The 20,758-nt window shown below is 60.7% G+C and carries 16 protein-coding genes; 6 read left to right on the top strand and 10 right to left on the bottom strand.

From position 1 onward, the window contains the following. Positions 1 to 234: 234 nt before the first annotated feature. From gltX to ispD, 5 genes are all read right to left on the bottom strand, one after another. Complete coding sequence (gene gltX / locus VGL22_RS07300) at positions 235 to 1,728, bottom strand: glutamate--tRNA ligase (protein ID WP_465266246.1); 1,494 nt, start codon at positions 1,726 to 1,728, stop codon at positions 235 to 237. Between the two features lie 81 nt (positions 1,729 to 1,809). Next, on the bottom strand, positions 1,810 to 2,097 hold the full coding sequence (locus VGL22_RS07295; protein WP_465266245.1) for a hypothetical protein: 288 nt from the start codon (positions 2,095 to 2,097) through the stop codon (positions 1,810 to 1,812). Between the two features lie 191 nt (positions 2,098 to 2,288). Further along, positions 2,289 to 2,597: a hypothetical protein gene (locus VGL22_RS07290; protein WP_465266244.1), complete on the bottom strand. Its 309-nt coding sequence runs from the start codon at positions 2,595 to 2,597 to the stop codon at positions 2,289 to 2,291. Between the two features lie 259 nt (positions 2,598 to 2,856). Further along, on the bottom strand, positions 2,857 to 3,474 hold the full coding sequence (ispF, locus tag VGL22_RS07285; protein WP_465266243.1) for a 2-C-methyl-D-erythritol 2,4-cyclodiphosphate synthase: 618 nt from the start codon (positions 3,472 to 3,474) through the stop codon (positions 2,857 to 2,859). Positions 3,475 to 3,579: 105 nt separating this feature from the next. Next, entirely contained in the window at positions 3,580 to 4,296 is a 717-nt protein-coding gene (gene ispD, locus VGL22_RS07280; protein WP_465266242.1) for a 2-C-methyl-D-erythritol 4-phosphate cytidylyltransferase, read from the bottom strand. Positions 4,297 to 4,882: 586 nt separating this feature from the next. Between ispD and tilS the strand changes: the two genes are divergently transcribed. From tilS to VGL22_RS07255, 5 genes are all read left to right on the top strand, one after another. Continuing rightward, the gene (tilS, locus tag VGL22_RS07275) at positions 4,883 to 6,316 is read left to right on the top strand and encodes a tRNA lysidine(34) synthetase TilS (RefSeq protein ID WP_465266241.1); all 1,434 of its coding nucleotides are present in this window, start codon (positions 4,883 to 4,885) and stop codon (positions 6,314 to 6,316) included. A 242-nt stretch (positions 6,317 to 6,558) separates the two neighbouring features. Beyond that, positions 6,559 to 8,475 (top strand): ATP-dependent zinc metalloprotease FtsH, encoded by a 1,917-nt coding sequence (gene ftsH, locus VGL22_RS07270; protein ID WP_465266240.1) that lies wholly within the window; start codon positions 6,559 to 6,561, stop codon positions 8,473 to 8,475. A 337-nt stretch (positions 8,476 to 8,812) separates the two neighbouring features. After that, the gene (gene pyrH, locus VGL22_RS07265) at positions 8,813 to 9,517 is read left to right on the top strand and encodes a UMP kinase (RefSeq protein WP_465266239.1); all 705 of its coding nucleotides are present in this window, start codon (positions 8,813 to 8,815) and stop codon (positions 9,515 to 9,517) included. Between the two features lie 68 nt (positions 9,518 to 9,585). Beyond that, positions 9,586 to 10,767 carry an acyltransferase family protein gene (locus VGL22_RS07260; RefSeq protein ID WP_465266238.1) on the top strand — a complete coding sequence of 394 codons (1,182 nt, stop codon included), beginning with the start codon at positions 9,586 to 9,588 and terminating at the stop codon, positions 10,765 to 10,767. A 237-nt stretch (positions 10,768 to 11,004) separates the two neighbouring features. Next, positions 11,005 to 12,426: a serine hydrolase domain-containing protein gene (locus VGL22_RS07255; RefSeq protein WP_465266237.1), complete on the top strand. Its 1,422-nt coding sequence runs from the start codon at positions 11,005 to 11,007 to the stop codon at positions 12,424 to 12,426. Between the two features lie 275 nt (positions 12,427 to 12,701). Here VGL22_RS07255 and VGL22_RS07250 read toward each other — a convergent pair whose 3' ends face one another. The 4 genes from VGL22_RS07250 to VGL22_RS07235 all read right to left on the bottom strand — a co-directional run bounded on the left by VGL22_RS07250 (position 12,702) and on the right by VGL22_RS07235 (position 17,498). After that, positions 12,702 to 13,157, bottom strand: coding sequence for a hypothetical protein (locus VGL22_RS07250; RefSeq protein WP_465266236.1), 456 nt, complete (start codon positions 13,155 to 13,157; stop codon positions 12,702 to 12,704). An 81-nt stretch (positions 13,158 to 13,238) separates the two neighbouring features. After that, positions 13,239 to 14,528: a lactonase family protein gene (locus tag VGL22_RS07245; RefSeq protein WP_465266235.1), complete on the bottom strand. Its 1,290-nt coding sequence runs from the start codon at positions 14,526 to 14,528 to the stop codon at positions 13,239 to 13,241. A 203-nt stretch (positions 14,529 to 14,731) separates the two neighbouring features. Then, positions 14,732 to 15,973 (bottom strand): lactonase family protein, encoded by a 1,242-nt coding sequence (locus tag VGL22_RS07240; protein ID WP_465266234.1) that lies wholly within the window; start codon positions 15,971 to 15,973, stop codon positions 14,732 to 14,734. Between the two features lie 154 nt (positions 15,974 to 16,127). Continuing rightward, entirely contained in the window at positions 16,128 to 17,498 is a 1,371-nt protein-coding gene (locus VGL22_RS07235) for a lactonase family protein (RefSeq protein ID WP_465266233.1), read from the bottom strand. Between the two features lie 358 nt (positions 17,499 to 17,856). On the opposite strand from VGL22_RS07235, the gene VGL22_RS07230 reads away from it, so the two are divergent. Next, positions 17,857 to 18,492, top strand: coding sequence for a YdeI/OmpD-associated family protein (locus tag VGL22_RS07230; protein ID WP_465266232.1), 636 nt, complete (start codon positions 17,857 to 17,859; stop codon positions 18,490 to 18,492). Between the two features lie 113 nt (positions 18,493 to 18,605). On the opposite strand, the gene VGL22_RS07225 is transcribed toward VGL22_RS07230, so the two are convergent. Beyond that, complete coding sequence (locus VGL22_RS07225) at positions 18,606 to 20,675, bottom strand: M13 family metallopeptidase (RefSeq protein WP_465266231.1); 2,070 nt, start codon at positions 20,673 to 20,675, stop codon at positions 18,606 to 18,608. Between the last annotated feature and the right edge of the window lie 83 nt (positions 20,676 to 20,758).

The following is a 20,758-nucleotide window of genomic DNA, read 5'->3' as shown; positions in this document are numbered from 1 at the left end:
TAGAGAGGAGGGCAAGGCAAACCAGGGAGACACTGAGGCGGGAAACCAGGTTCTTGAACACCAGGGGCTCATTCCACGTTTAAGTTAGAAATTTGGGTCTGTAGGACCAGATTATGGAACCCTTTCGGGAGTGTCAATCACGCTCGAAAGGCGCCATCCATCCGAACGCCCGGTCCAGTAGGCGGAATCAGGGCCGCCGGCTGACCATTCCTCCGCCTCAACCGACACCTGGATCTACGCGGACTGGCTCCCCAGCGCCCCAAGCTTCGCTTCCGCCCGCCCAATCCGCTCCAGACACACATCCCGCCCCAGCACCGTCATCGTCTCAAACAACGGCGGCGCATTCTTCCGCCCGCACACCGCCACCCGGATCGGCTGAAACATCGGCCCGGCCTTCAACCCCAGCCCAGCCGCCGCATCGCGCATCGCGTGCTCCAGCGAGCCGTGATTCCACTCCGCCACCCCCGCCAGCACTTCCTGGGCAGTTTTCAGCACCCGCAGCGTCATCGCCGCATCCGCCCCCTTTGGCGGAATCAGCTCGGCCGCATCATACGGCGCCAGCTCCTGCACGAAAAAGAAATCCGCCGCCGCCGGAGCCTCGCCCATCAGCTTGATCCGCTCTCGAATCAGCGGCGTCACTTCACGCAGCTTTTCAGGCGCAGCCTGCATGCCGGCTCGCTCAAGAAAAGGCTGCAGCCGCGCGCTCAGGTCATCCACCTCCAGCGCGCGCAAATGCTCGCCGTTTAAATGAACTGCCTTGGGATCGAACGGCGTCTCCTCTGAGAAGTTCACCACCGCGTTCGAGCGGTTCACGCCTTCCAGCGTGAAGAGCTGGACCAGTTGCGCCACGGGCATGAACTCCAGATCGTTCTTCGGCGACCAGCCCAGCAGACACAGGAAGTTGATGAACGCCTCCGGTACAAACCCGGCGTCCCGATAGGTCGTCACACTCACCACCGCCCCATGCTTGCGCTTGCTCAGCTTCGCGCCGTCCGGCGCCACCAGCAGGGGCAGATGCGCAAACTGAGGCGGCGCCGCCCCCAGGCCCTCAAAAATCAGGATGTGCTTGAAGGTGTTGGTCAGGTGGTCCTGCCCGCGAATGATCTGCGTAATCCGCAGGTCGCCGTCATCCACGCACGACGAAAGGTGATACGTCGGGTTCCCGTCCGAGCGCAGCAGCGCAAAATCCTCAATCTCATCGGCGGCCTTGCTCATCGCCCCATACACGCCGTCGTCGAACTGCACCACGCGCCCATCCCCTCGCGGCACCCGGTAACGCAGCGCAAACGGCTCCCCAGCCGCCGCGCGCCGGTCAGACTCTTCCCGCCCCAGCTCCCGCATCCCGGGATTGAACAGCCATGCTCCTTGCGCCGACGACGCTTCGCCCTCGGCGGCGTGCGCGGGCGCAAAGTCCCGGTAAGCCAGCCCCTTGTCGAAGATGGCCCACGCGGCCCGGCGGTGCAGGTCCAGCCGCTCAGACTGCTTGTACTCCTCATCCCAGTTCAGGCCCAGCCAGCGCAGTCCCTCAAAGATCGACTGCACGCTGGCCTCCGTGTTGCGCTCCACGTCCGTATCATCCAGGCGAAAGATTATGGTCCCGTGATTGTGGCGCGCATAAAGCCAGTTGAAGATGAACGTGCGCGCGCTTCCCACGTGCAGAAAACCAGTGGGGCTGGGAGCAAAGCGGACGCGGGGAGTCGTAGCAGGAGAGGCGTTTTCTTCAGGCATCGTCAGAGAGTTTCCTCTTCGATGCTAACGCAGCAGCCATGGTCATGGACCACACCGGCCCGGACCAGGAAACGAAATAGCTCAGGGCTGAATGCGGCGAGGAACAATCTTCGGCTGTTGTGCGGCCTGCGCCGCGGCGACGGGCGGCGGAACCGGCTCAGTCTGGAACATGGGATGGCGCTTCCACTCCGCGAACGCCAGCAGGTAGAGCAGCACCGCGTTGCCGAACGGCATGCAGTTCAGCAATGTGAGCCACGGCGAGAATCCCGCCTTCTTGCAGATAAACCACAGCGGCAGCATCCAGAACATCAGCACAAATGGCACCGCGACGAACACGACGAAATAAAGGTGCTGGAGCAGCAAGCCCATGGCAAATCTCCGCTGTGCAGATAAAAGGGGACAGCGAAATCGTAGCATTGCTTGAGCCGTAGTGAAAGATCTTTGTGTCCGCTCCCCAGCTCTGGGGGCCGCATTGCGATGCGTCGTTACTTTTTCTTTCTGTCATTCCCAACAGGCAATCCGTTGTGCGTGCCTGGCCCGGCACAATCTCCCCCCGCTGCCTACGCCTGCGGCGGATAAGGCGGCGGTACCGGCGGTGCGTACGTCATCTGCGTCACCGGGACGACCTTCCAGTCCGAGAAGGCCAGAATATAAAGCAGGATCAGCGTTCCGAATCCCGGAAACAGCACGATCAGTGACAGCCAGGGCGACAGCCCCGACTTCTTGCAGATGAACCATAGCGGGATAATGACCAGCGCCAGAAAGACGATTCCCAATAGGAACATACCGGCGAAAAGGGCGGGCAGCATGGCCTGGGCGCGCTGAATGTCGGCCTGGGATTGAAAAAGCAGCATCGCGAGAACGGGCATGTAGAGCGGACTCCTGGATGAAATGAAAGCTCGCAGCCAAATTACCGGAGTGCGCCCACCGGCGCAACAGGAAAACCGCGAGGCGGATGACAAAGCACCGGGGCACGAGTGACAAAGTCACAAAGCTACAAGCGCCAAGGGCATCTGAGAGCCCCACCTCTGTCCGTTGCCCCCTCCGTCCCTCCGTCCCTCTTTCCCTTTTTCCCTCCGTCCCTCTTTCCCTCTTTCCCTCTTTCCCTCTTTCCCTTTTTCCCTGTCCTTAAGTAATGTCTTCCGTATCGAAGATCGGCGCAATCGTTCGCTTCTTCGGAACACCATGCACCTGGCTGAGCAGGTCCTCCACCACATCCTCGAGCTGCCGTTGCGATTCAATCACCGCCGACATGCTCCTGAGGTCGTCCTCATCCAGCGCCCGCTCCACCAGCGCCACCGCCTGGCACTGTGCCACGTGGTCCAGGCCCAGCCCCTCGGGCGTCTTGGCCTTGATGCTTATCTGGCTCATCTCAACGCCCAGCAGATCGGCTACCCGCGCCCGCATTTCCCCGGCAATAGGGGCAATCTTCGGCGCCGCCAGAATCAGCGTCGTGTCGATGTTCACAATCTGATAGCCGGCGTGTTCCAGCTCCTCCAGTGCCAGCTTCAAGAAAATGGCGGAATCGGCATCCTTCCAGCGCGGATCACCCGGCGGAAAAAAGCTCCCAATGTCGCCGGCCGCCACGGCGCCCAGCAGGGCATCGGTCACGGCGTGCAGCAGCACGTCCCCATCGGAATGGCCGGCAAGGCCTTCAGGGTGGTCAATCGTCAGTCCCCCGATGCGCAGGGTTACTCCCGCTTCGAAAGCGTGCGAGTCGTAGCCAAATCCGATGCGAGTATTCATGGTCTCCAGTTCAAGATAATGCTAAATTGAGCCAAAATGGAGGTTTTTCACGCACACCGTCTCTGTTCGCGCCCATCGGCGGCCAGGGCAACAGGGATGCGTTCGTCAGCGGGCGCGCTGCTGCTGCAGATAAAATTCCGCCAGTTCCAGATCGCCAGGCTGCGTAATCTTCAGATTAACGGCTGAGCCCGGCACCACCGCAACCGCGTGGCCGGCACGCTCCACCACCGAGGCCTCGTCCGTCCCCACAAACCCATCAGCCATCGCCTCCGCAAACGCGGACTGCAGCAGCTTGAAACGGAACCCCTGCGGCGTCTGCGCCTGCACAATGAACTCCCGCGGAATCGTGCTGGTGATCAGCGCGCCATGGGCGGTCCGTTCCACCTGTTTGATCGTGTCCACCGCCGGCATACCCACAATCGCCGCGCCGTGCAGCGCAACGGCATCAATCGTGCGGTCGATCGTGGCCGCGTCAATCAGCGGCCGCACCGCGTCATGAACCAGAACGATATCGTCCGGAGCAGCCCCGCTGCCCCTCTCGATCGCCGCCAGGGCATGAGCCACGGATTCCTGGCGCGAGTCGCCGCCCTCCACCACCTGCACCCGTCCCTCAAAGCCGTGCTCGGCAATCTGCGCCCGCACGCGCTCCATTTCCGGCTTACGGACAGCCACCACAATCGCGGTAATGCGAGGAACCGAGGCAAAGGCACGCAGGGAGTGGATCAGGATCGGCACTCCCCCAAGAGACAGAAACTGCTTGGGCTGCGGCCCGGCCATACGTGTGCCCAGGCCCGCGGCGGGAAGAATCGCAAAGACTTGCATAACTTCGCGAGTATACAACGGCAGGGAACAAGGGACCGAGAGACCAAGAACACGAGGATGCAGGCATTCGGCACCGTTCAAGGAGGCGTGGCGCTCCGCAACCGAACTCCACAGAGCATAGGTCCGGTGCCCGAAGAGCATAAGCTTTGTAACGGAGCACGACTTCAGTCGTGCCGACCAGGCTGCTCAAAACAAGAGGCTTGGGCTTAGCCCCTCCCCATGCTGAAGAGCACCCGTTGGAGTCTCTCCGTAGCCTGTTTTAAAGTCGTGCCAAAAGGGCTTGGCTTGCTTCGCCCGTGACCGCCATCACTGCCGAATCCAAACCTTGCCTGCACAATAGCAATGCATCTCTGCCTCTGGAGCAGGTGTGCACCTGGCGCGCAAATCCAAAATCTGCGCGCATGTTAATCAGAAAATTAACAATTTCGACAAATATTTTTCCACAGAGGGGCTTGACAAGTTTTAGGCACTTAATCATTAAAATCAATAGCTTAAATTGAGGACTCATCCGGTCCATCTTCTTTAGATCTTCGCTTTTCCAGGCATGTTACCAAAGATAGTTCAAAAGTAACATAAATGAGAGTACTTGCTGCTTGGTACACACACCGGCTTCCATCCCGCGCCAAACCTCCTATCATGCTCTGAGGTGAACGGCGCATCCACACTGTCCCTCGATCTCTCCCAGCTCCGCCCCGGCCTGCGCCTTGCCCTCGGTGTCTCCGGCGGCGCTGACTCCGTCGCCCTGCTCCGCGCTCTCCACTCTGGCGCCGCCGGCCTCGGCCTGGTCCTGCACGTCGCCCATCTGCACCACGGCCTGCGCGGCGCGGAGGCCGACGCCGACCTCGCATTCGTACGCGATCTCGCCACCACCCTCGCCCTGCCATTCCTCACCCGGCACGTCGACGTCGCCGCAGAAGCCGCCAGGTTCCCCGGCAAGCCAGCCGAAACCCTGGAAGAAGCCGCCCGCCGGCTCCGCTATGCCTGGTTCCGCGACCTCATGCGAGAACTGCCCCTCGATGCCGTAGCCACCGCCCACACCCTCGACGACCAGGCCGAAACTGTCCTCGCCAAAATCCTCCGCGGCGCCTGGACCGAAGGCATCGCGGGCATTCACCCCCTGGTGCGGTTCCCCGAAGGCCAGGTGATTCGTCCCCTTCTGCAAACCACCCGCCCGCAGATCGAGGCGTATTTAAAAGACTTAAGCCAGTCCTGGCGCGAAGACTCGTCGAACCGCCACCTCACCTTCACCCGAAATCGGATCAGGCATGAGCTGCTGCCCACACTCGAAGGGTGGAATCCTAAATTAAAGGAGCACCTTGCCCAAATGGCTGAACTGGCCCGCGACGAAGAAAGCTGGTGGCAGGCCGAGGTGGGCCGCGTCGCGCCGGAAATTCTGCTCACCGGCCGCCCGGTGCGCGGCGGTGGCCGGGCCGCGTCCGCGGGCTTGGCTCTCGACGTCTCGAAACTCGCAGCGCTTGACCCCGCCCTGCAGCGCCGCCTCCTCCGCTACGCCATCGATCGTCTCGGCGCCGGCGCGGACTTTCCCGCAACTGAAAAGCTTCGTGACCTGGCGCTTGCCGGGCGCGCCGGGCAAAAATGCGAGCTGGCCGGCGGGTTGCGGGCCGAGCGGAGCCATCGCGAACTCCGGCTCTCGATTGAAGCAGCCCGTGCCCAGCCCACGGCCGCACCGGACATCATCGAGATCGCTCTTCCCGGCGAGGCCGAAGGCTTCGGCCTGCGCGTCAGGATCGAAGCCGCCCAGCAGCCTTCCGCCGGCCCCCCGCCATCCGCCCTTCTGCGCACCTGGAGGGCCGGCGACCGCATCCACCTGCGACACTCCAGCGGGCCGCGCAAGGTAAAGGAAGTCCTGGAACGAATGAAGATCTCCGGCCAGGAGCGGACCCGCTGGCCGGTTCTGGAGCTGAACGGCCGCATCGTCTGGATGCAGGGAGTTGCCGTCGAGCCGGACCCGGCTGTACGGATTACGGTCTCCCCGGTCGAGCCGCCGCCCAGCTCCTGACCGGGAATGCCCCGGAAGTGTTATCGCAGCATGCGGACTCAATCGGCGGGTGTGTACACGTTTGCCAATGCACGGAGTACAATTCCTTATACTGCTCATCCGGGCGGGCAGGTGAACTGTCTCCTTTCGGGCCACGAACATTCTGTGACCTCGGAGAGAGCAAACGCGTCTTAAGTAGAAGAAGTAGGCGGCTGGAGTAGTATTTTGAGCGGATTCTCCCCGCCGCGAAAAGAGGAGTCCTGGTGAATTCAACCGTAAAAACAATCCTGTTCTGGGTCTTTATCCTGGTCTGCCTGATGATGTTGTGGGCAGTGGTGTCAAAGAGCACCAGCATGGGCAAGACCGCCGAGATCGGCTACTCCGATCTGATGGACAAGATCGACGCCGGCCAGGTGCAGGACGTGGTCATCCAGGGCACTGATCTGCATGGCCACCTTAAGGGCGCTAAAGACGAGTTCCACACCCAGATCGCTTCTGGCCTCGTGGACAGCGTCGCCAAGGAACTGCGCACCAACAAGGTGTCCACCACCATTAAAGAGCCGCAGAGCAATCTGCTCCTTCCCATCCTCTTCAACGTAGGCCCGTTCGTGTTGATCGGCGCCATCTGGTTCTTCATGCTGCGGCAGATGCAGAGCGGCGGCAACAAGGCCCTCAGCTTCGGCAAAAGCCGCGCGCGTCTGCTCTCCATGCAGCAGAAAAAGGTCACGTTCAAAGATGTGGCCGGCGTGGATGAAGCCAAGGAAGAGCTGAAGGAGATCATCGAATACCTGCGCGAGCCGCAGAAGTTCCAGAAGCTCGGCGGACGAATCCCCAAGGGTGTCCTGCTCGTCGGACCTCCCGGAACCGGCAAGACCCTGCTGGCCCGTGCCGTGGCCGGCGAGGCCAACGTGCCGTTCTTCTCCATCTCCGGTTCAGACTTTGTCGAGATGTTCGTCGGCGTCGGCGCAAGCCGCGTGCGCGACCTCTTCGAGCAAGGCAAGAAGAATGCCCCCTGCATCATCTTCATCGACGAAATCGACGCGGTCGGCCGCCATCGTGGCGCTGGCCTTGGCGGTGGACACGATGAGCGCGAGCAAACCCTCAACCAGTTGCTCGTCGAGATGGACGGCTTTGAATCCAACGACGGCGTCATCCTGGTCGCCGCCACCAACCGCCCTGACGTGCTCGATCCGGCCCTGCTCCGCCCCGGCCGTTTCGATCGCCGCGTGGTCGTCGGCCTTCCCGATGTGCGCGGCCGCGAGGAAGTGCTCCGCGTCCACGTCAAGAAGGTTCCCCTGTCGGACGATGTGAATCTGAACGTGCTGGCGCGCGGGACACCGGGCTTCAGCGGCGCAGATCTGGCCAACATGGTGAACGAGGCGGCGCTCAACGGCGCTCGGCTCAATCGCAAGCAGGTCACCATGTTCGACTTCGAAACAGCGAAGGATAAAGTCCTCATGGGCGCGGAGCGCAAGTCCATGCTGCTGACCGACGAAGAGAAGCGGGTGACCGCCTATCACGAGGCCGGCCACGCCTTGGTATCGTTCTTGCGCGATCACTCCGACCCCATCCACAAGGTGACGATCATTCCTCGTGGCATGGCTCTCGGCGTCACGGTCTACCTGCCGGACGACCGGCACAACTACACCCGCGACTACCTCGAAACGCGGCTCGCAACAGCTTACGGCGGACGTGTGGCGGAGGAGATCTTCCTCAACCAGATGTCAACCGGCGCGGGCTCCGACATTGAAGTGGCCACCGACCTCGCTCGGCGCATGGTGTGCGAATACGGCATGAGCCGTCTGGGACCCCTGACCTTCGGCAAGAAGGAAGAGCAGATCTTCCTGGGCCGCGAGATCGCGCAGCACCGCGACTTCTCGGAAGAGACGGCGCGGCAAATCGATCTCGAAGTCCGCCGCTACATCGATGAGGCATACCAGTCGGCCTACACGCTGATCGACACCCACAAAGACGCGATGCATCGTCTTTCCGCGGCATTGCTGGAGCGCGAGACCATCGATGCAGAAGAGGTGAGACTGCTGATCGAAGGCAAGGAACTGCCTCCCATGCGCAGCTCATTGGCGGCTCCCGGCGACGGCGGCGGCAGTGGACAGACGGTGCTCAAGCCGGAAACGCGCGGCGGATCGGGCTTCCCCGAAGGCTCGCCCAGTCCCGCGTAAAGTCACCGGAAAGCACTAAAAACCAGCACGGGCCGCTCTTCAGAGCGGCCCGTGCCTGTTGCTGCTCACGAATTCCAGAGCCAGCGATCCCACGAAAATCGAGTGATGTTATTCGGCGGTTAGATTGGAACGACACGCCAATGTCCGAGATATGCGAGTGCCGCAGAGCCGGCTGCATGAGCGCGCTGATCCTGGTCCAAAGAGGAGCCGGAATCGTAGAACTCGGCCGCGCCGAGCACCGCAGGGGGCTCGAAATGACGATTCCTCGTGTCATGCCTCGCTGACTGTAATCACTCATCCGCCGATCATCGCGGCCTCCGGTATACTCGAAAAAGCCATGTATAAACGCATTGTTCTTAAGCTTTCCGGTGAGGCACTGGCGGGTTCGCGAGGGTTCGGGCTGGACGCGGAAAAGGTCGCCGAGACGGCCGCCGAGATTGCCGACGTGCATTCCCTCGGCGTCGAGATCGCTCTGGTAGTTGGTGGCGGAAACATCTTCCGGGGTGTAGCCGAACAGGCCCGCGAAATGGATCGCGTGAGCGCCGACAATATGGGCATGCTCTCCACCATCATCAATGCCATAGCCCTGCAGGATGCCCTCGAGCAGCGCGACGTGCAATGCCGCGTAATGACCGCCGTGTTCATGAACCAGATTGCCGAGCCCTATATCCGCCGGCGCGCCGTGCGGCACCTCGAGAAGGGGCGCGTGGTGGTCTTCGCGGCCGGCATCGGCAATCCGTTCTTCTCCACCGATACCGCCGCAAGCCTGCGTGCCATGGAGATCAAGGCCGACGTGCTGCTGAAAGGCACCAAGGTCGAGGGTGTCTATAATGCCGATCCCAAGTTGGTGGTGGACGCGGTGAAGTACGACGAGATCACCTACATGGACATCCTCAAGCAGGGCCTCAAGGTGATGGACCTGACCGCCGTGAGCCTCTGCAAAGACAACAACCTGCCCATGATCATCTTCAACATGAACCAGCCCGGGAACATCAAGCGCGTGGTCATGGGAGAAAAAGTGGGCTCGCTGGTTACAGCTTAGAAGCAGGGAACACAGGGACAGACGGACATGGGTAACTGGGCTCATGTCAACGATTGCGGGCGGCCCGATTGGGCCGCCCATCCTACGTCAAGAGAGTCAACACCATCCTGCCCGCATCGCCAGCCTCGGCCGCGCCGTCTAAGCAAGTGGTGGAGACACGCAAGCCAGACCGGCTGAACGCGTTGACCGGCCTGCGCAGCTTCGCGGCCGTCAACATCGTCTTCTTCCACTTCTCCAATCCTCAGTGGTTCGGAATCTTCGCGCCCGTGGTGAACGCCGGGTACGCCTCGGTAAGCTACTTCATCCTCCTGTCCGGTTTCGTGCTCGGATATAACTACGGCCAGCGGGCCCGCGCAGACCAACTGGATACGTGGCGGTTTTACAAGGCGCGATTCACCCGCCTTTACCCCATCTATTTGCTCAGTCTGCTGATGGCGTGGCGCATGGTGCCGCAGGAGTACGCCTCTCACTCGCATGCAATGTTCTGGGCCGGCATGGTGCTGAGCCCTTTGCTGACGCAGGGCTGGATTCCCGAAATTGCGACATTTCTGAATACGCCGGCGTGGACCATGTCGGCCGAGTCTTCCTATTACGTGCTGTTTCCCTTTCTGGCGCGGTGGAGGCGACCGGCAACCATGGGGCCGGTTCTGCGGCGGCTCGCCGTGATCTGGTTCTGTGGGCTGATCCCCGGCACGCTGTATGTCATCTTCAACCCTGACGGCATTCCTCATCCGGACCGCTTCTCGACAGGCCAGTGGCTGCAGGTACTGAAGTTTACGCCCCTGCCGCACCTGGCCAGCTTCATCTTCGGCGTGGTTCTGGCGGAACTCGATGAGCTGATTCCGCGCGAAGGACACCTGCGCTTCTGGCTGGGCGTGGGCGGATTCGGGATCACATTCTTTCTGCTGTGGCTGGGCGGCAGAATCCCTTATGCACTCATTCACGACGGACTGCTGATGCCGCTTTTCGGCTGCATCATCCTGGGCCTTTCCGGGCGCAACCCGCTCGCCGCCGCGTTGGGCCTTCGCCCGCTGGTGTTTGTGGGCGAGGCGAGCTATTGCCTCTACCTTCTGCATTTCAACTTCTGGAACCTGATTCACGACACGCACGTGCTTGATCACCTCGGCTTGGCGTGGATGGACCCTTGGATCAGCTACGTGATCCTGATCCTCATGTCGCTTGTGGCGCTCCATTTTGTCGAAAAGCCGGCGCAACGATGGCTGCGCAAGCTGATGACGGCCAACGCGTAAGGGCTGGGAACCGGACAGAGAACAAAGATTGAAAGACGAAGAGCCTGGCTTGGCAGCTGGGCTTTTTTGCTTGAGGGACGACAACGGTGTTGGTGGACTTGTCGTGCCCGTTGTGATCTGAATCACGTAACTATAACAAATATAGGTGGATAGGAACTCTTCCGCTCCGTCTGGCGTAATAGCATGCCATAAGTATGGCGTGAACGCTCGGCGTGACGCGCTGACGGAAGGGGCGAGATGCATTCATCGATTCGTGTTGCTGCGGTGGGGTGTGTGGGGCTGGCGCTGCTGGCTGGTGGTAGGGCGCAAAATGGGTCTTCCAGAACGGTTGCGGCAAATGACGTCGCGGCGAAGGCCGATCAGTATCTGACCGCGTGGGCCGACCAGGGGCGGTTCGCGGGGGCGGTGCTGATTGCTAAAGGCGACAAAGTTCTGCTGCGCAAGGGCTATGGCATGGCCAACTACGAGCTGAACGTGCCGAACACGCCGGAGACCGTGTTCCGTATCGGGTCGATCACAAAGATGTTTACCGCGTACGGCGTTCTGCAGCTTGAGGAGAAGGGCAAGCTCAGTGTGAACGATCCGGTGTCGAAGTATGTGCCGGAGATGCCGGCAGCGTGGAGCGCGATCACGATTCACCACCTGCTGTGCCACAAATCCGGGATTCCGGACTTCACCAAGTCGAACATGTATGACGATCTGGCCGACCCGCAGCGTGTGGAGAAGGCGATCAAGGACTACGCCGACAAACCGCTTGTCAATGAGCCGGGAGCGGCGTTTCGCTACAGCAACTCGGGTTATGCGCTCCTTGGGCTGGTGATCGAGAAGGTGAGCGGAAAGACCTATGAGGAATACATCACCGCGAACATTCTGAAGCCCGCGGGGATGACGCACACGTCCATGGATCATGCCAGCGATCTGGTGCCACATCGCGCGTCCGGTTACAGATGGGACGGGGAGGACGTAATCAACGCTCCCCGGTCCCAGCCGGACTTTTCTCCAGCGGGAGGACTTCAGTCGACGCTGGATGACATGTACCGCTTCGATCGGGCGATGAAGGCGGGCACACTGTTCAGCAAGGCGATCATGGAGAAGGCGGGGAAAGCCTATGGCCACTGGACCGCGCCTCCGCCGTTTCCCCTTGAGGCCGACTACGGGTACGGAACCATGACCGGCAGCGTTTTCGGCCACAAGTACATGGGGCATGGCGGGTGGGTGAACGGATTCGTATCGCAGTTCAATCGCTACACCGAGGATGACCTGGTGGTGATTGAGATGTGGAACTTCGAGACGGCCAACCAGATAGCGGTTACGCGCGATGTGCAGGCGATCCTGTTCGGCGCGCCTTACAAGATGCCGGTGGCGCAGCCCATAGCACACCCAAAGACGGAGACGCTGGCCCGCTACGTGGGGAACTTCCAATTGGGGCCGATGACACTGCAAATTACGCTGCGCAACGGGAAGCTGTATGTGTACACGGCCGGACAGCCGAATCCTTATGGGCTGGTGGCGGTATCGGACACGGAGTTCTACTGCAATGATTCGCCCACGCTGGTGCACTTTGTGGCCGACGAAAAAGGCGGCGTGAACCACGCGCTTCTAAACCTGATGGGTTTGGAGATGACGGCCGTCCGGGTGCCGGAGAAGGCGGGGAATTAGCGGTTTCGTGCTTCAATCCTTGCGCCGGAAAGTAAGCGCAAGGGTTGGCCACGGATGAGTCGCGTTACTATTCGGTGCTGAACGCGAAGAAGCTGTGCGGCTGCAGGGTGAAGGTGAACCGGGTGCGCTGCGGCGCGCGACGAATCGCGAGGGCGCCACCTTGCCCTCCAGCACTTCTCCCGTAGCGGCGTTGCGCAAGTGCTTCTCGCTGCCTTCGATTGACACCGTTATGGTTTCCGGGTTGTCCAGACGACTCGACGACAAAGCTGCCATTGTCATAAGCGGAGGCTGACTCTGGCGGGCGCGTCGATGCAGACAGGGAACACGGCCATGATGTATTGGCGAAGCTGCGCGAGAACGGGTTGCGGCAGCGCGTACAGATCGTTGGCATTCTCCGGGACCGTGAGCACGTACAGTATTCCTTTGGAAAACTTGTCCATCAGCAGAATGGGCGCGCCGCGGCCGCTGGCAGTGCCCCGCACGATGGGCCACGCATCGTTGGTCTGGAACTGAATCTCAGGAATCAGGATCCCGTTCGTATCGCCCAGACTGGCTCCGGCTCCTGCGCCGTAGCCGCCCCACCCATGATCCACGCGAAGGGTGTTGTCGGTGTGGTGAAGTTCGGCAATCGAGTCGATTCCATGGCCTTCAAGAGCCTTGAGCAGGTTTGCGCGACCAAGGCTTAAGTAAAATGTTTGCGCAGAGATTGCACCGGAGAGCGTGCGACACACCAGAGGGGGAAACGACAGATGAGAGCAATGAAAAAGCCCAGCTGCGGCGGCTGGGCTTTTCAGGTGGAACTGTGAATTCCTTTACGGCGTGGTTTGCTGGATCGAATGGTTGCCGTGCGGGATGATGACGATGGAACGCGGCTTGCTTGTCGACGGGTACGGCGTAGCCTGCGTTTGTTCGAGCGCGCCGGTGTTGGGGTTCAGACGGAACCCACTGACCGAGTTCCCGAGGAAGTTGGCCGTGTAGACATAGCGTCCCAGCGCCGGCTCCACCGCAATCGCGGCGGGCTGCGTATCGCTCGCGTTTACTGAACTGCCAGTCACGTTGAGCACAGCCGAGGGGATTCCCGTGGCGAGATCGATGGCGTATGCAGATACGGTCGAATCGAGCGAGTTGGAAACGTAGATATACTTGCCGCGCGGATCGACAACCACAGCGCTGGGCTCGGCGCCGGTCTTGTACGGGCCGCTGATGAGGAAACTCAGCGCAGTATCGTGCGTGATTCCATACCCGATAAGCTGATTCGAGGCGTAGTCGGTTACGTACATGAAGCGGCTGGTGGGATCAATCGCCAGACCGCTCGGCTTGACGCCTGCCTGGAACGGGCTGCCCGCATCCGCGGAGAGTGCGCCGTCAGAGCCGGTGCCGAAGGAAAAGACCCAGCCCGGATGCGCGGAACTGGTAGTCGTGCCGCCCGGGTTATACGATGACTGGTCGTAAACGGTGGCGAAAACGGCGTTGTTGTTGGGCAGTACGGCTACGCCGGTAGGGATCGTTGTGTCGCCGGAGAAGCCCGGAATGACAAGTGATTGCTGCGCGGCGACGGAGCCGATGGCGCCTGACGTCACCGTGTATTCCGTCAAAGTGGCGGTTGTTGTCCCGGACACAACGTAGAGGAACGTGCCGGCGTCATTGATGGCGAGCGCAGTAGGCGGCTCGGCCAGCGTCACGGTGTCCTTGCTGCTCAGTTTTCCGTCGCTGGAAATGGCGAAGTGAACCACTGTGTTGTTGTCAGCATTGGCGACGTAGAGATTGGCTTCGTCCGTGCTCGCGGTCATGGCGACCGGTGCGGTACCGCCCGACTGAAACGGAGTCTTGTCCGTACCTGCCGCAAAGCGGATGGCGCCGGACTGCGAGTCCACCGCAAAGACCTGAATGTCGCCGCTGTTGCTGCCCGCCACATAGATATAGTCGATAGTCACGAGTTGGCAGGCAGAAAGCAGGCTGGCCACCACCACGCCGATGAGAGCGACCAGGGCGAGCTGGCCGAAGTTACCCCGACGACGAACACCCGTCGCCGAAGACCCGGATGTATTACCACGGCGAAGAACTGCTGTCGCCGGAAACCCTGAATGTTTGCTGAACTTCATGCGCTTCCTTCGTCGCGGGCCGTCACAGGTAACCCCAGCGACTTGTCGCCAGAGAACCCAGGGAAAAAGCCCCATGAGAACTGATTTTGGTTTCCCATACGGATTGTAAAAGGTCCGTTATGAGTGTCTCTACAGCGCCGGACCCGTGGTGTCCGGCATGGAATCGTTTTGCCGGGCTCAAAATTCAGCCCGGGTTCCCCGCCCTAGTGGACCGTCACTTTGTGTGGAATGGCCGCAACAGCCGTGGGGTTGGCGTTTGCTGCAGACGGCGAGAATTGTGAGTTCACAAGCGAACCCGTGGTGGAGTCGATCCGGAAGCCGGAAACTGTGTTGGCCAGAAAGTTCGCCGTGTAGAGGTACTGGTTCAAATTGGGATCGATGCCGATGGCCACAGGCTGCGTGTCCGTGGCGAACGTGGCGAACGATGTGAGTGCGCCGCCGCTGCCGATTTCGTATCCCTGGATCGTGGAGTCAACAGCGTTGGCCACGTAGGCCAGTTTGCCGGTGCTGTCGATGACCATGGCGGAAGGTGAGTTACCGCTTGCGAACGGGCTGCCGCCGATCTGCGTGAGTGCCGAGCCCGAGATGGTAAAGCCGAGCACGTCGCCCCGGGAGCTGTCTGTGACATAAACGTAAGCGCCACTGGGGTCGGCAACAATGGCCGAAGGGTGAATGCCGGCGGGCGTAGGTACGCCGCCGTTCAGGGGTGTCAGAGAACTGCTTCCTACGGCGAAACCGAACACGTAGCCCGTGTTGGCGGTGGAGTCATAAGCCGCTACGTAGATGTTGGAACCAGTCGCCGCGATACCCACCGGCGCAATGATATCGGAGGTGGTCGCGCCGGGAATGGTTAGAGGCCAGTAGTGACTGTTGTTGGCGCTGACGAACTGATTTTCGCTATCGAGAGCATCGTTCTTGAGCGGCCATCCGGCGACTGAACCGGTACAAGGCGCTGCTGGGGAGCAGGTAGGTAGCGGCTCGTAGGTATCGGCTACGAACAGGTTCCCCCCGGATACCGCTGTGGCGACCGGGAAGATGCCCGGTGTGTTCACGGTGTTCTGCGGATAGAGCTTACCGTCGCTGCCGATGGCGAACTGGACGATGGTGTTGTCGTCGCGATTCACAACGTAGAGCGTGCTGTTGTCCGGGTTCACGGCTTCTGCCACCGGATTGCGTCCCCCAGATGGAAACGGCGAGGTGGGAATCTGGCGCATGCGGCCCGACTGAGCGTTGACTTCGAACACGTCTATCTGGCCGTACTGATTCGAGCCCGCGGCAAGGGCGCTGGTCACATATACAAAATCCGCTGTGAGGGTGCCGCTGACCTGTTCGCAGGCGGTCAGAACGGAAGCCACTCCGAGGCTTGCGGCGGAGACCAGCAGCAGGCCGCGCCAGCGGCTGAAACCAGTCGCCGGGTTGTGCTGATCCGATTTAGTGAACTTCATGAGCATCTTTCGTCCGCAGTGAAACCGAGTTTGCATTTTGCCGGACGAGCACGCAAAGTGCGCATCCGGCATGCGGGTTCGAATTACAGGACCGCCATCTCAGGTCCCGGTGGGCGGCCCGGCAAGGTCATGCCGGGGCTGAACACGGCAGCGATTAGCTCGTCCGCCCATTGATAAGGCAGTAGGAGGCCGGACCAGGAAGCGCATACGCCTTGTTGGCTTTGCCGGGCAGTTGATTCAGCACGCCGGAGTTCTGATCGATCACGCGTCCAGTCACCGTCGAATCGTTGAAGTTGGCCGTGTAGACGAACTGGCTGGACGAATCCAGGACCAGGCACTGCGGCCCGGCGCCGGAACCGACGGGGCTCGAGAACGATCCACCCGCCATGGGCGTGAGCTGACCGCTGGATTTATCGATAACGTAGCCGGTGATGCCGCTCTGCGCGTTGTTCGGATCAGTGTTGTTGCCGCTGTTCGCAACCCACGTCCAACTACCCTTCGAGAGCACGAACAGGGGGTTGGACTGCGTGGCATCGACAGGAACCGGGCCACCCGTCTGCGCCTGAAGCGCGCCGCCGGTGCCGACGGTGAAGGGCAGGATCTGGCTGGGATAGGTTCCGGGAGTGAATACGCAGTTGGTGCACGAACCGATGGTGACAGGCTCGTTGTCAAGCACATAGACCGTGGTGCCGCCCTGAATCGCGGTGGCCTGCTTGATGTTCAGTGCCTGAGCGCCGTTCTGGCTGATGGTGAGCTGCCCGCTCGCGGACGAGAAGTTGTAGGGGAAAACCACGTCTCCATTGGTCGGATTGCCGGCGAGCGTCAGCACGTAGTTATTGTTCAGGAGGAAATCGATGGGGTCCGGTGGCACCGGGAAGTAGGGCAGCGGTTGTCCCGTGGCGGATGACACCTGCGAGTTCAGGATGAGACTCAGTCGACCGGTGGTGGCGTCAATCTTGAACATCGTGATATCGCCGCAGGTGGTGTAATGGGGGCCCAGAGCGAGCGAGCAGGAATTCGATGTGCCCACGCCGCTGTCAGGAGCGTCATGGTCCAGCACGAACATGAAGTTGCCGGAGGCGTCATCCATGATGCGCAACGGGTTGTTGCCCTGGCTGGAGAAGACCTGAGGCTGTGCGAAGAGGCTGCCGTTTCCACCCACGGTAAAGAGCGTGATGTTGGCGCCCGTGCAAGGACTCGTGCTGGAGGTGCAGTCGGCGCCGCCGCCGGCGTCCATACCCTTGTTCAGTACATAAAGAAAACGGGAACCCTGGAGCAGGACGGCACGCACCGGATTGGCGCCACCGGTGGACACGGGCAGGCCATTGATGGACCGAAGTTGTCCCGTGTTGTGATCAATCTTGAAACCGCTGATGATGCCCTGGCCGTTCTTACCGGCGGTTTGGGTGCCGGTCACATAGAGAAAGCCGACGGTATAACTCTGGACGCAAGACGAAAGGCTGACGACGGCGCCGGTAGCGAGGGCGCTCATCAGTAGGGCCTTGCCGAATTTCCTAAACTTCATGCGATTCCTTCATCCTGGCCGGGCGTACGCCGCCAAGTGGGTGCGTTCCGCAGCAGTGCTGGGTTGGGATGGGTCCCTGCTGAATTGTAAAAGCCAAGGGCAGTCTGTGCCTAGTTTACCGGGTTGGCGTGGCGAAATGCCGGGCAGGGCTGACATTTCCATGGAAACACAGAGCTTTGGGCGCGCGCCAGAACACGGCAAAAGACTAGACTGTAAGGCGCAATCGTGAGTTGGACGAAGAGGGTGGGCGAAGGTCACCGGAAAGATGGCTTGGAAACATGCCGCCCCGGCGAACCTTATCACAAATGGCGTGCCCGCGCACTGTTACACTGCGGTGCAAACGAGGGGGGGCGAGGAAATGGCGGGCGAGAGCATTAATCCGAAGGTGGACGCCTATATCGAAAAGGCGCAGCCGTTTGCGCAGCCGATTCTGGAGCGTTTACGCAGGCTGATGCACAAGGGCTGTCCGGATGTGGAAGAGGCGATTAAGTGGAGCATGCCGTTCTTCGTCTATAGGGGTGCCATCCTCGCCAACATGGCGGCATTCAAGGAACACTGCAGCTTCGGGTTCTGGGGGCAGGAGATTGCGGCTGTTCTGAAGGAGCAGGATGTAGTGCGCGAGGACGGCATGGGCACGCTGGGCCGCATCAACAGCGTGAAGGATCTGCCGGCCGACAAGCGGATGCTGGGCTGGATTAAACAGGCAGCCGGCTTTGTCGATGACGGGACCTACACGAGCCCCATCGCCGCGCGCAACAAGGTGGTGAAGGCGCCCAAAGCCCCGCCCGAGATGCACCCGGAGTTTGCCGCAGCCCTGAAGAAGGAAAAGGGAGCGTCGAAGGTATTCGAGGCGTTCAGTCCGAGCTGCAAGCGCGAGTACATCGAGTGGATCGCCGAGGCCAAGCGCGATGAGACGCGCGACAAGCGCATTGCCCAGGCGGTGGAGTGGATCGCGGAAGGGAAGCAGCGGAACTGGAAGTATCAGAACTGCTGAAAAACAACGAAGGAGTGAAGCGCGCTGGGTGGCGGCGATTCACTCCCTCGTTTCCGGATTCACAACTCACCTGATCAACTGACCACTTGATCAGGTGATCGGCTGTCACTTTCTCACCACACGCGGCAGGCGTTCTCGGGGACCATGGGCTGCCCCTTTTTGCAGCCCCAGGCTTTGCCGAACTCCTCGAAATTCTGCACGCTGCCGTTGGTGCGCCACTTGCCCGGCGAGTGGGGATCGGTCAAAGCAAGCTGGCGCGCGGACTGCTCGGTCTGGTTCGAGCACCAAACCTGCGCAAATCCGATAAAGAAGCGCTGCGCCTCAGTGTAGTCGTCAATCTTGTTGTCTATTGTTTTGCCTTCCTTGGCAAGTGTGTCGAGCAGCGCCAGGTAGGCGATGCGGAGGCCGCCGTTATCGGCAGTGTTCTCGCCCAGGGTGAGCTTGCCGTTCAGGTTTTGCGCGGCAATGCCGTCGTGCGCAGGCGCGGTCTCGAAGCCGTTGTACTCCTTCACCTCGCAGTCGGTGCGCTCGTTGAATTTCTGGCGATCGTCAGCTGTCTGCCACTCGCGGACGTTCCCCTTGCCGTCGTACTTTGAGCCCTGATCATCGAAGCCGTGGGTCATCTCGTGGCCAATCACCACGCCAATACCGCCGAAGTTGACTGCGGGGTCGATGTTGGGATCAAAGAAGGGTGGCTGCAGGATGCCGGCGGGGAAGTTGATGTCGTTGTTCGACGGGCTGTAGTACGCGTTGACGGTGGGTGGAGTCATGCCCCATTCCTTCTCATCGACAGGCTTGCCCAGCTTGTCCAAGTTGTAATTGCGATCGAAGATGTCCGTGCGGCGGGCGTTGCCCATGGCGTCGTCCCGCTTGACGGTGAGCGCCGAGTAATCGCGCCACTTCTCGGGATAACCGATCTTGTTGCGATACAGGGCAAGCTTTGCCTCAGCGGCTTTCTTGGTCTCGTCGCTCATCCAGGGCAGAGTCTTGATGTCGTCGGCCAGAGCCTTGTCGAGGGCGGCGACGAGCTGATCCATGCTGGCTTTTGACTTGGGCGGAAAGTTTTCCTTGACCCAGTCCTGGCCCACGGCTTCGCCGAGTGCGCGGTCCGTCTGCGCGGTGCACTGCTTCCACCGCGGGGTCTGTTCCTTCTGGCCGGCCAGCGTCTTTCCGAAGAACTCAAAATTTTCGTCCCGGAAGCTCTTGGGAAGGTCGGACGCGGTGCTGTGAATCGTGTGCCAGCGGAGGTAGGACTTCCACGCATCGACGGGCCGGGTCGAGACTTGCTCGTTCAAGCCCTTGAAAAAGTCAGGCGTGGCGACGTTGAGCGTCTCAAAGGGACGAACATCGATGTCCTTGAAGTAGACGGAAAAATCGAAGTCCGGAGCGAGCTTTTGGAAATCGGCTACGGTGTAGATGTGGTATCTCTTCTCAGGGTCGCGCAGATCAACCCTGGGCGTGGATACCTTGGCAAGCGCCGTTTCAATCGTTATCACGGCCTCCGCCTCTTTGGCGGCCTGCTCCGGAGAGTCGCCTGCCAGCGTGAACATCTTGGTGACATGGGCGCGGTACTGGTCGCGGATAGTGCTGAAGCGCTTGTTGTCGACCAGATAGTAGTCGCGGTCCGGTAGTGACAGGCCGCCCTGGAAGACGCCGGCGATCTGTTTGGTCGAGTCTTTCTGGTCCTGCTGCACCCCGAAGCGGAAGAGCGGAACGCCGTCGCCCTGCTTTTCTAGCTCGGCAACCACCGTGGCAACGTCTTTGTTGGACTGAACAGCTCCAATGCGATCCAGTGCGGACTTGAGCGGCTCAATGCCCTTCTGGTCAATGACTTCCGTGTTCATGCAGGCGGCGTAGTAGTCGCCGTACTTCTTTTGCAATGGAGTTTTGGGGCTGGTGGATGCGGAGTCGAGCTCCTTCCATAGGAGATAACGGTTGCGCTCCGCCAGCATGCTGAAACTGCCCCAGCGGACCTGGTCGGCGGGAATGGGATTGTTCTTCACCCAGTTGCCACACGCGTACTGATAGAAGTCCGTGCAGGGATCGGCGGTCTTGTCTATCGCTGAGACGTCGAAGCTTTTGGTTTCGGGGGGAGGAGTAGGCTTCTGGTCACTGGTCTGCGCGACGGCCAGCGCGGCTCCTGCGGCAAGCAGAAGTGCGGGCGCAAAAAGAGCAGTCTTCATCGGTAGGGTCCTTTTATGAGTGTGATGGATCAGGCTCTGTGCACGTGCCTTTGGTGAGCCAGTACAGCGCTCAGCATCCTTTG

It is taken from the genome of Occallatibacter sp., from assembly GCF_036502485.1.
In the GTDB taxonomy this organism is placed as follows: domain Bacteria; phylum Acidobacteriota; class Terriglobia; order Terriglobales; family Acidobacteriaceae; genus Telmatobacter.
The sequence above is the reverse complement of the archived record's forward strand: the minus strand, read 5'-3'. Positions and strand labels throughout refer to the sequence as shown.

Coding starts and splice junctions, on each gene's coding strand:
- VGL22_RS07255 (WP_465266237.1), top strand. CDS start 11,005: ATGCATTCATCGATTCGTGTTGCTGCGGTGGGGTGTGTGGGGCTGGCG.
- VGL22_RS07295 (WP_465266245.1), bottom strand. CDS start 2,097: ATGGGCTTGCTGCTCCAGCACCTTTATTTCGTCGTGTTCGTCGCGGTG.
- pyrH (WP_465266239.1), top strand. CDS start 8,813: ATGTATAAACGCATTGTTCTTAAGCTTTCCGGTGAGGCACTGGCGGGT.
- VGL22_RS07235 (WP_465266233.1), bottom strand. CDS start 17,498: ATGAAGTTTAGGAAATTCGGCAAGGCCCTACTGATGAGCGCCCTCGCT.
- ispF (WP_465266243.1), bottom strand. CDS start 3,474: ATGAATACTCGCATCGGATTTGGCTACGACTCGCACGCTTTCGAAGCG.
- VGL22_RS07290 (WP_465266244.1), bottom strand. CDS start 2,597: ATGCCCGTTCTCGCGATGCTGCTTTTTCAATCCCAGGCCGACATTCAG.
- VGL22_RS07230 (WP_465266232.1), top strand. CDS start 17,857: ATGGCGGGCGAGAGCATTAATCCGAAGGTGGACGCCTATATCGAAAAG.
- VGL22_RS07240 (WP_465266234.1), bottom strand. CDS start 15,973: ATGAAGTTCACTAAATCGGATCAGCACAACCCGGCGACTGGTTTCAGC.
- ispD (WP_465266242.1), bottom strand. CDS start 4,296: ATGCAAGTCTTTGCGATTCTTCCCGCCGCGGGCCTGGGCACACGTATG.
- gltX (WP_465266246.1), bottom strand. CDS start 1,728: ATGCCTGAAGAAAACGCCTCTCCTGCTACGACTCCCCGCGTCCGCTTT.
- VGL22_RS07245 (WP_465266235.1), bottom strand. CDS start 14,528: ATGAAGTTCAGCAAACATTCAGGGTTTCCGGCGACAGCAGTTCTTCGC.
- VGL22_RS07225 (WP_465266231.1), bottom strand. CDS start 20,675: ATGAAGACTGCTCTTTTTGCGCCCGCACTTCTGCTTGCCGCAGGAGCC.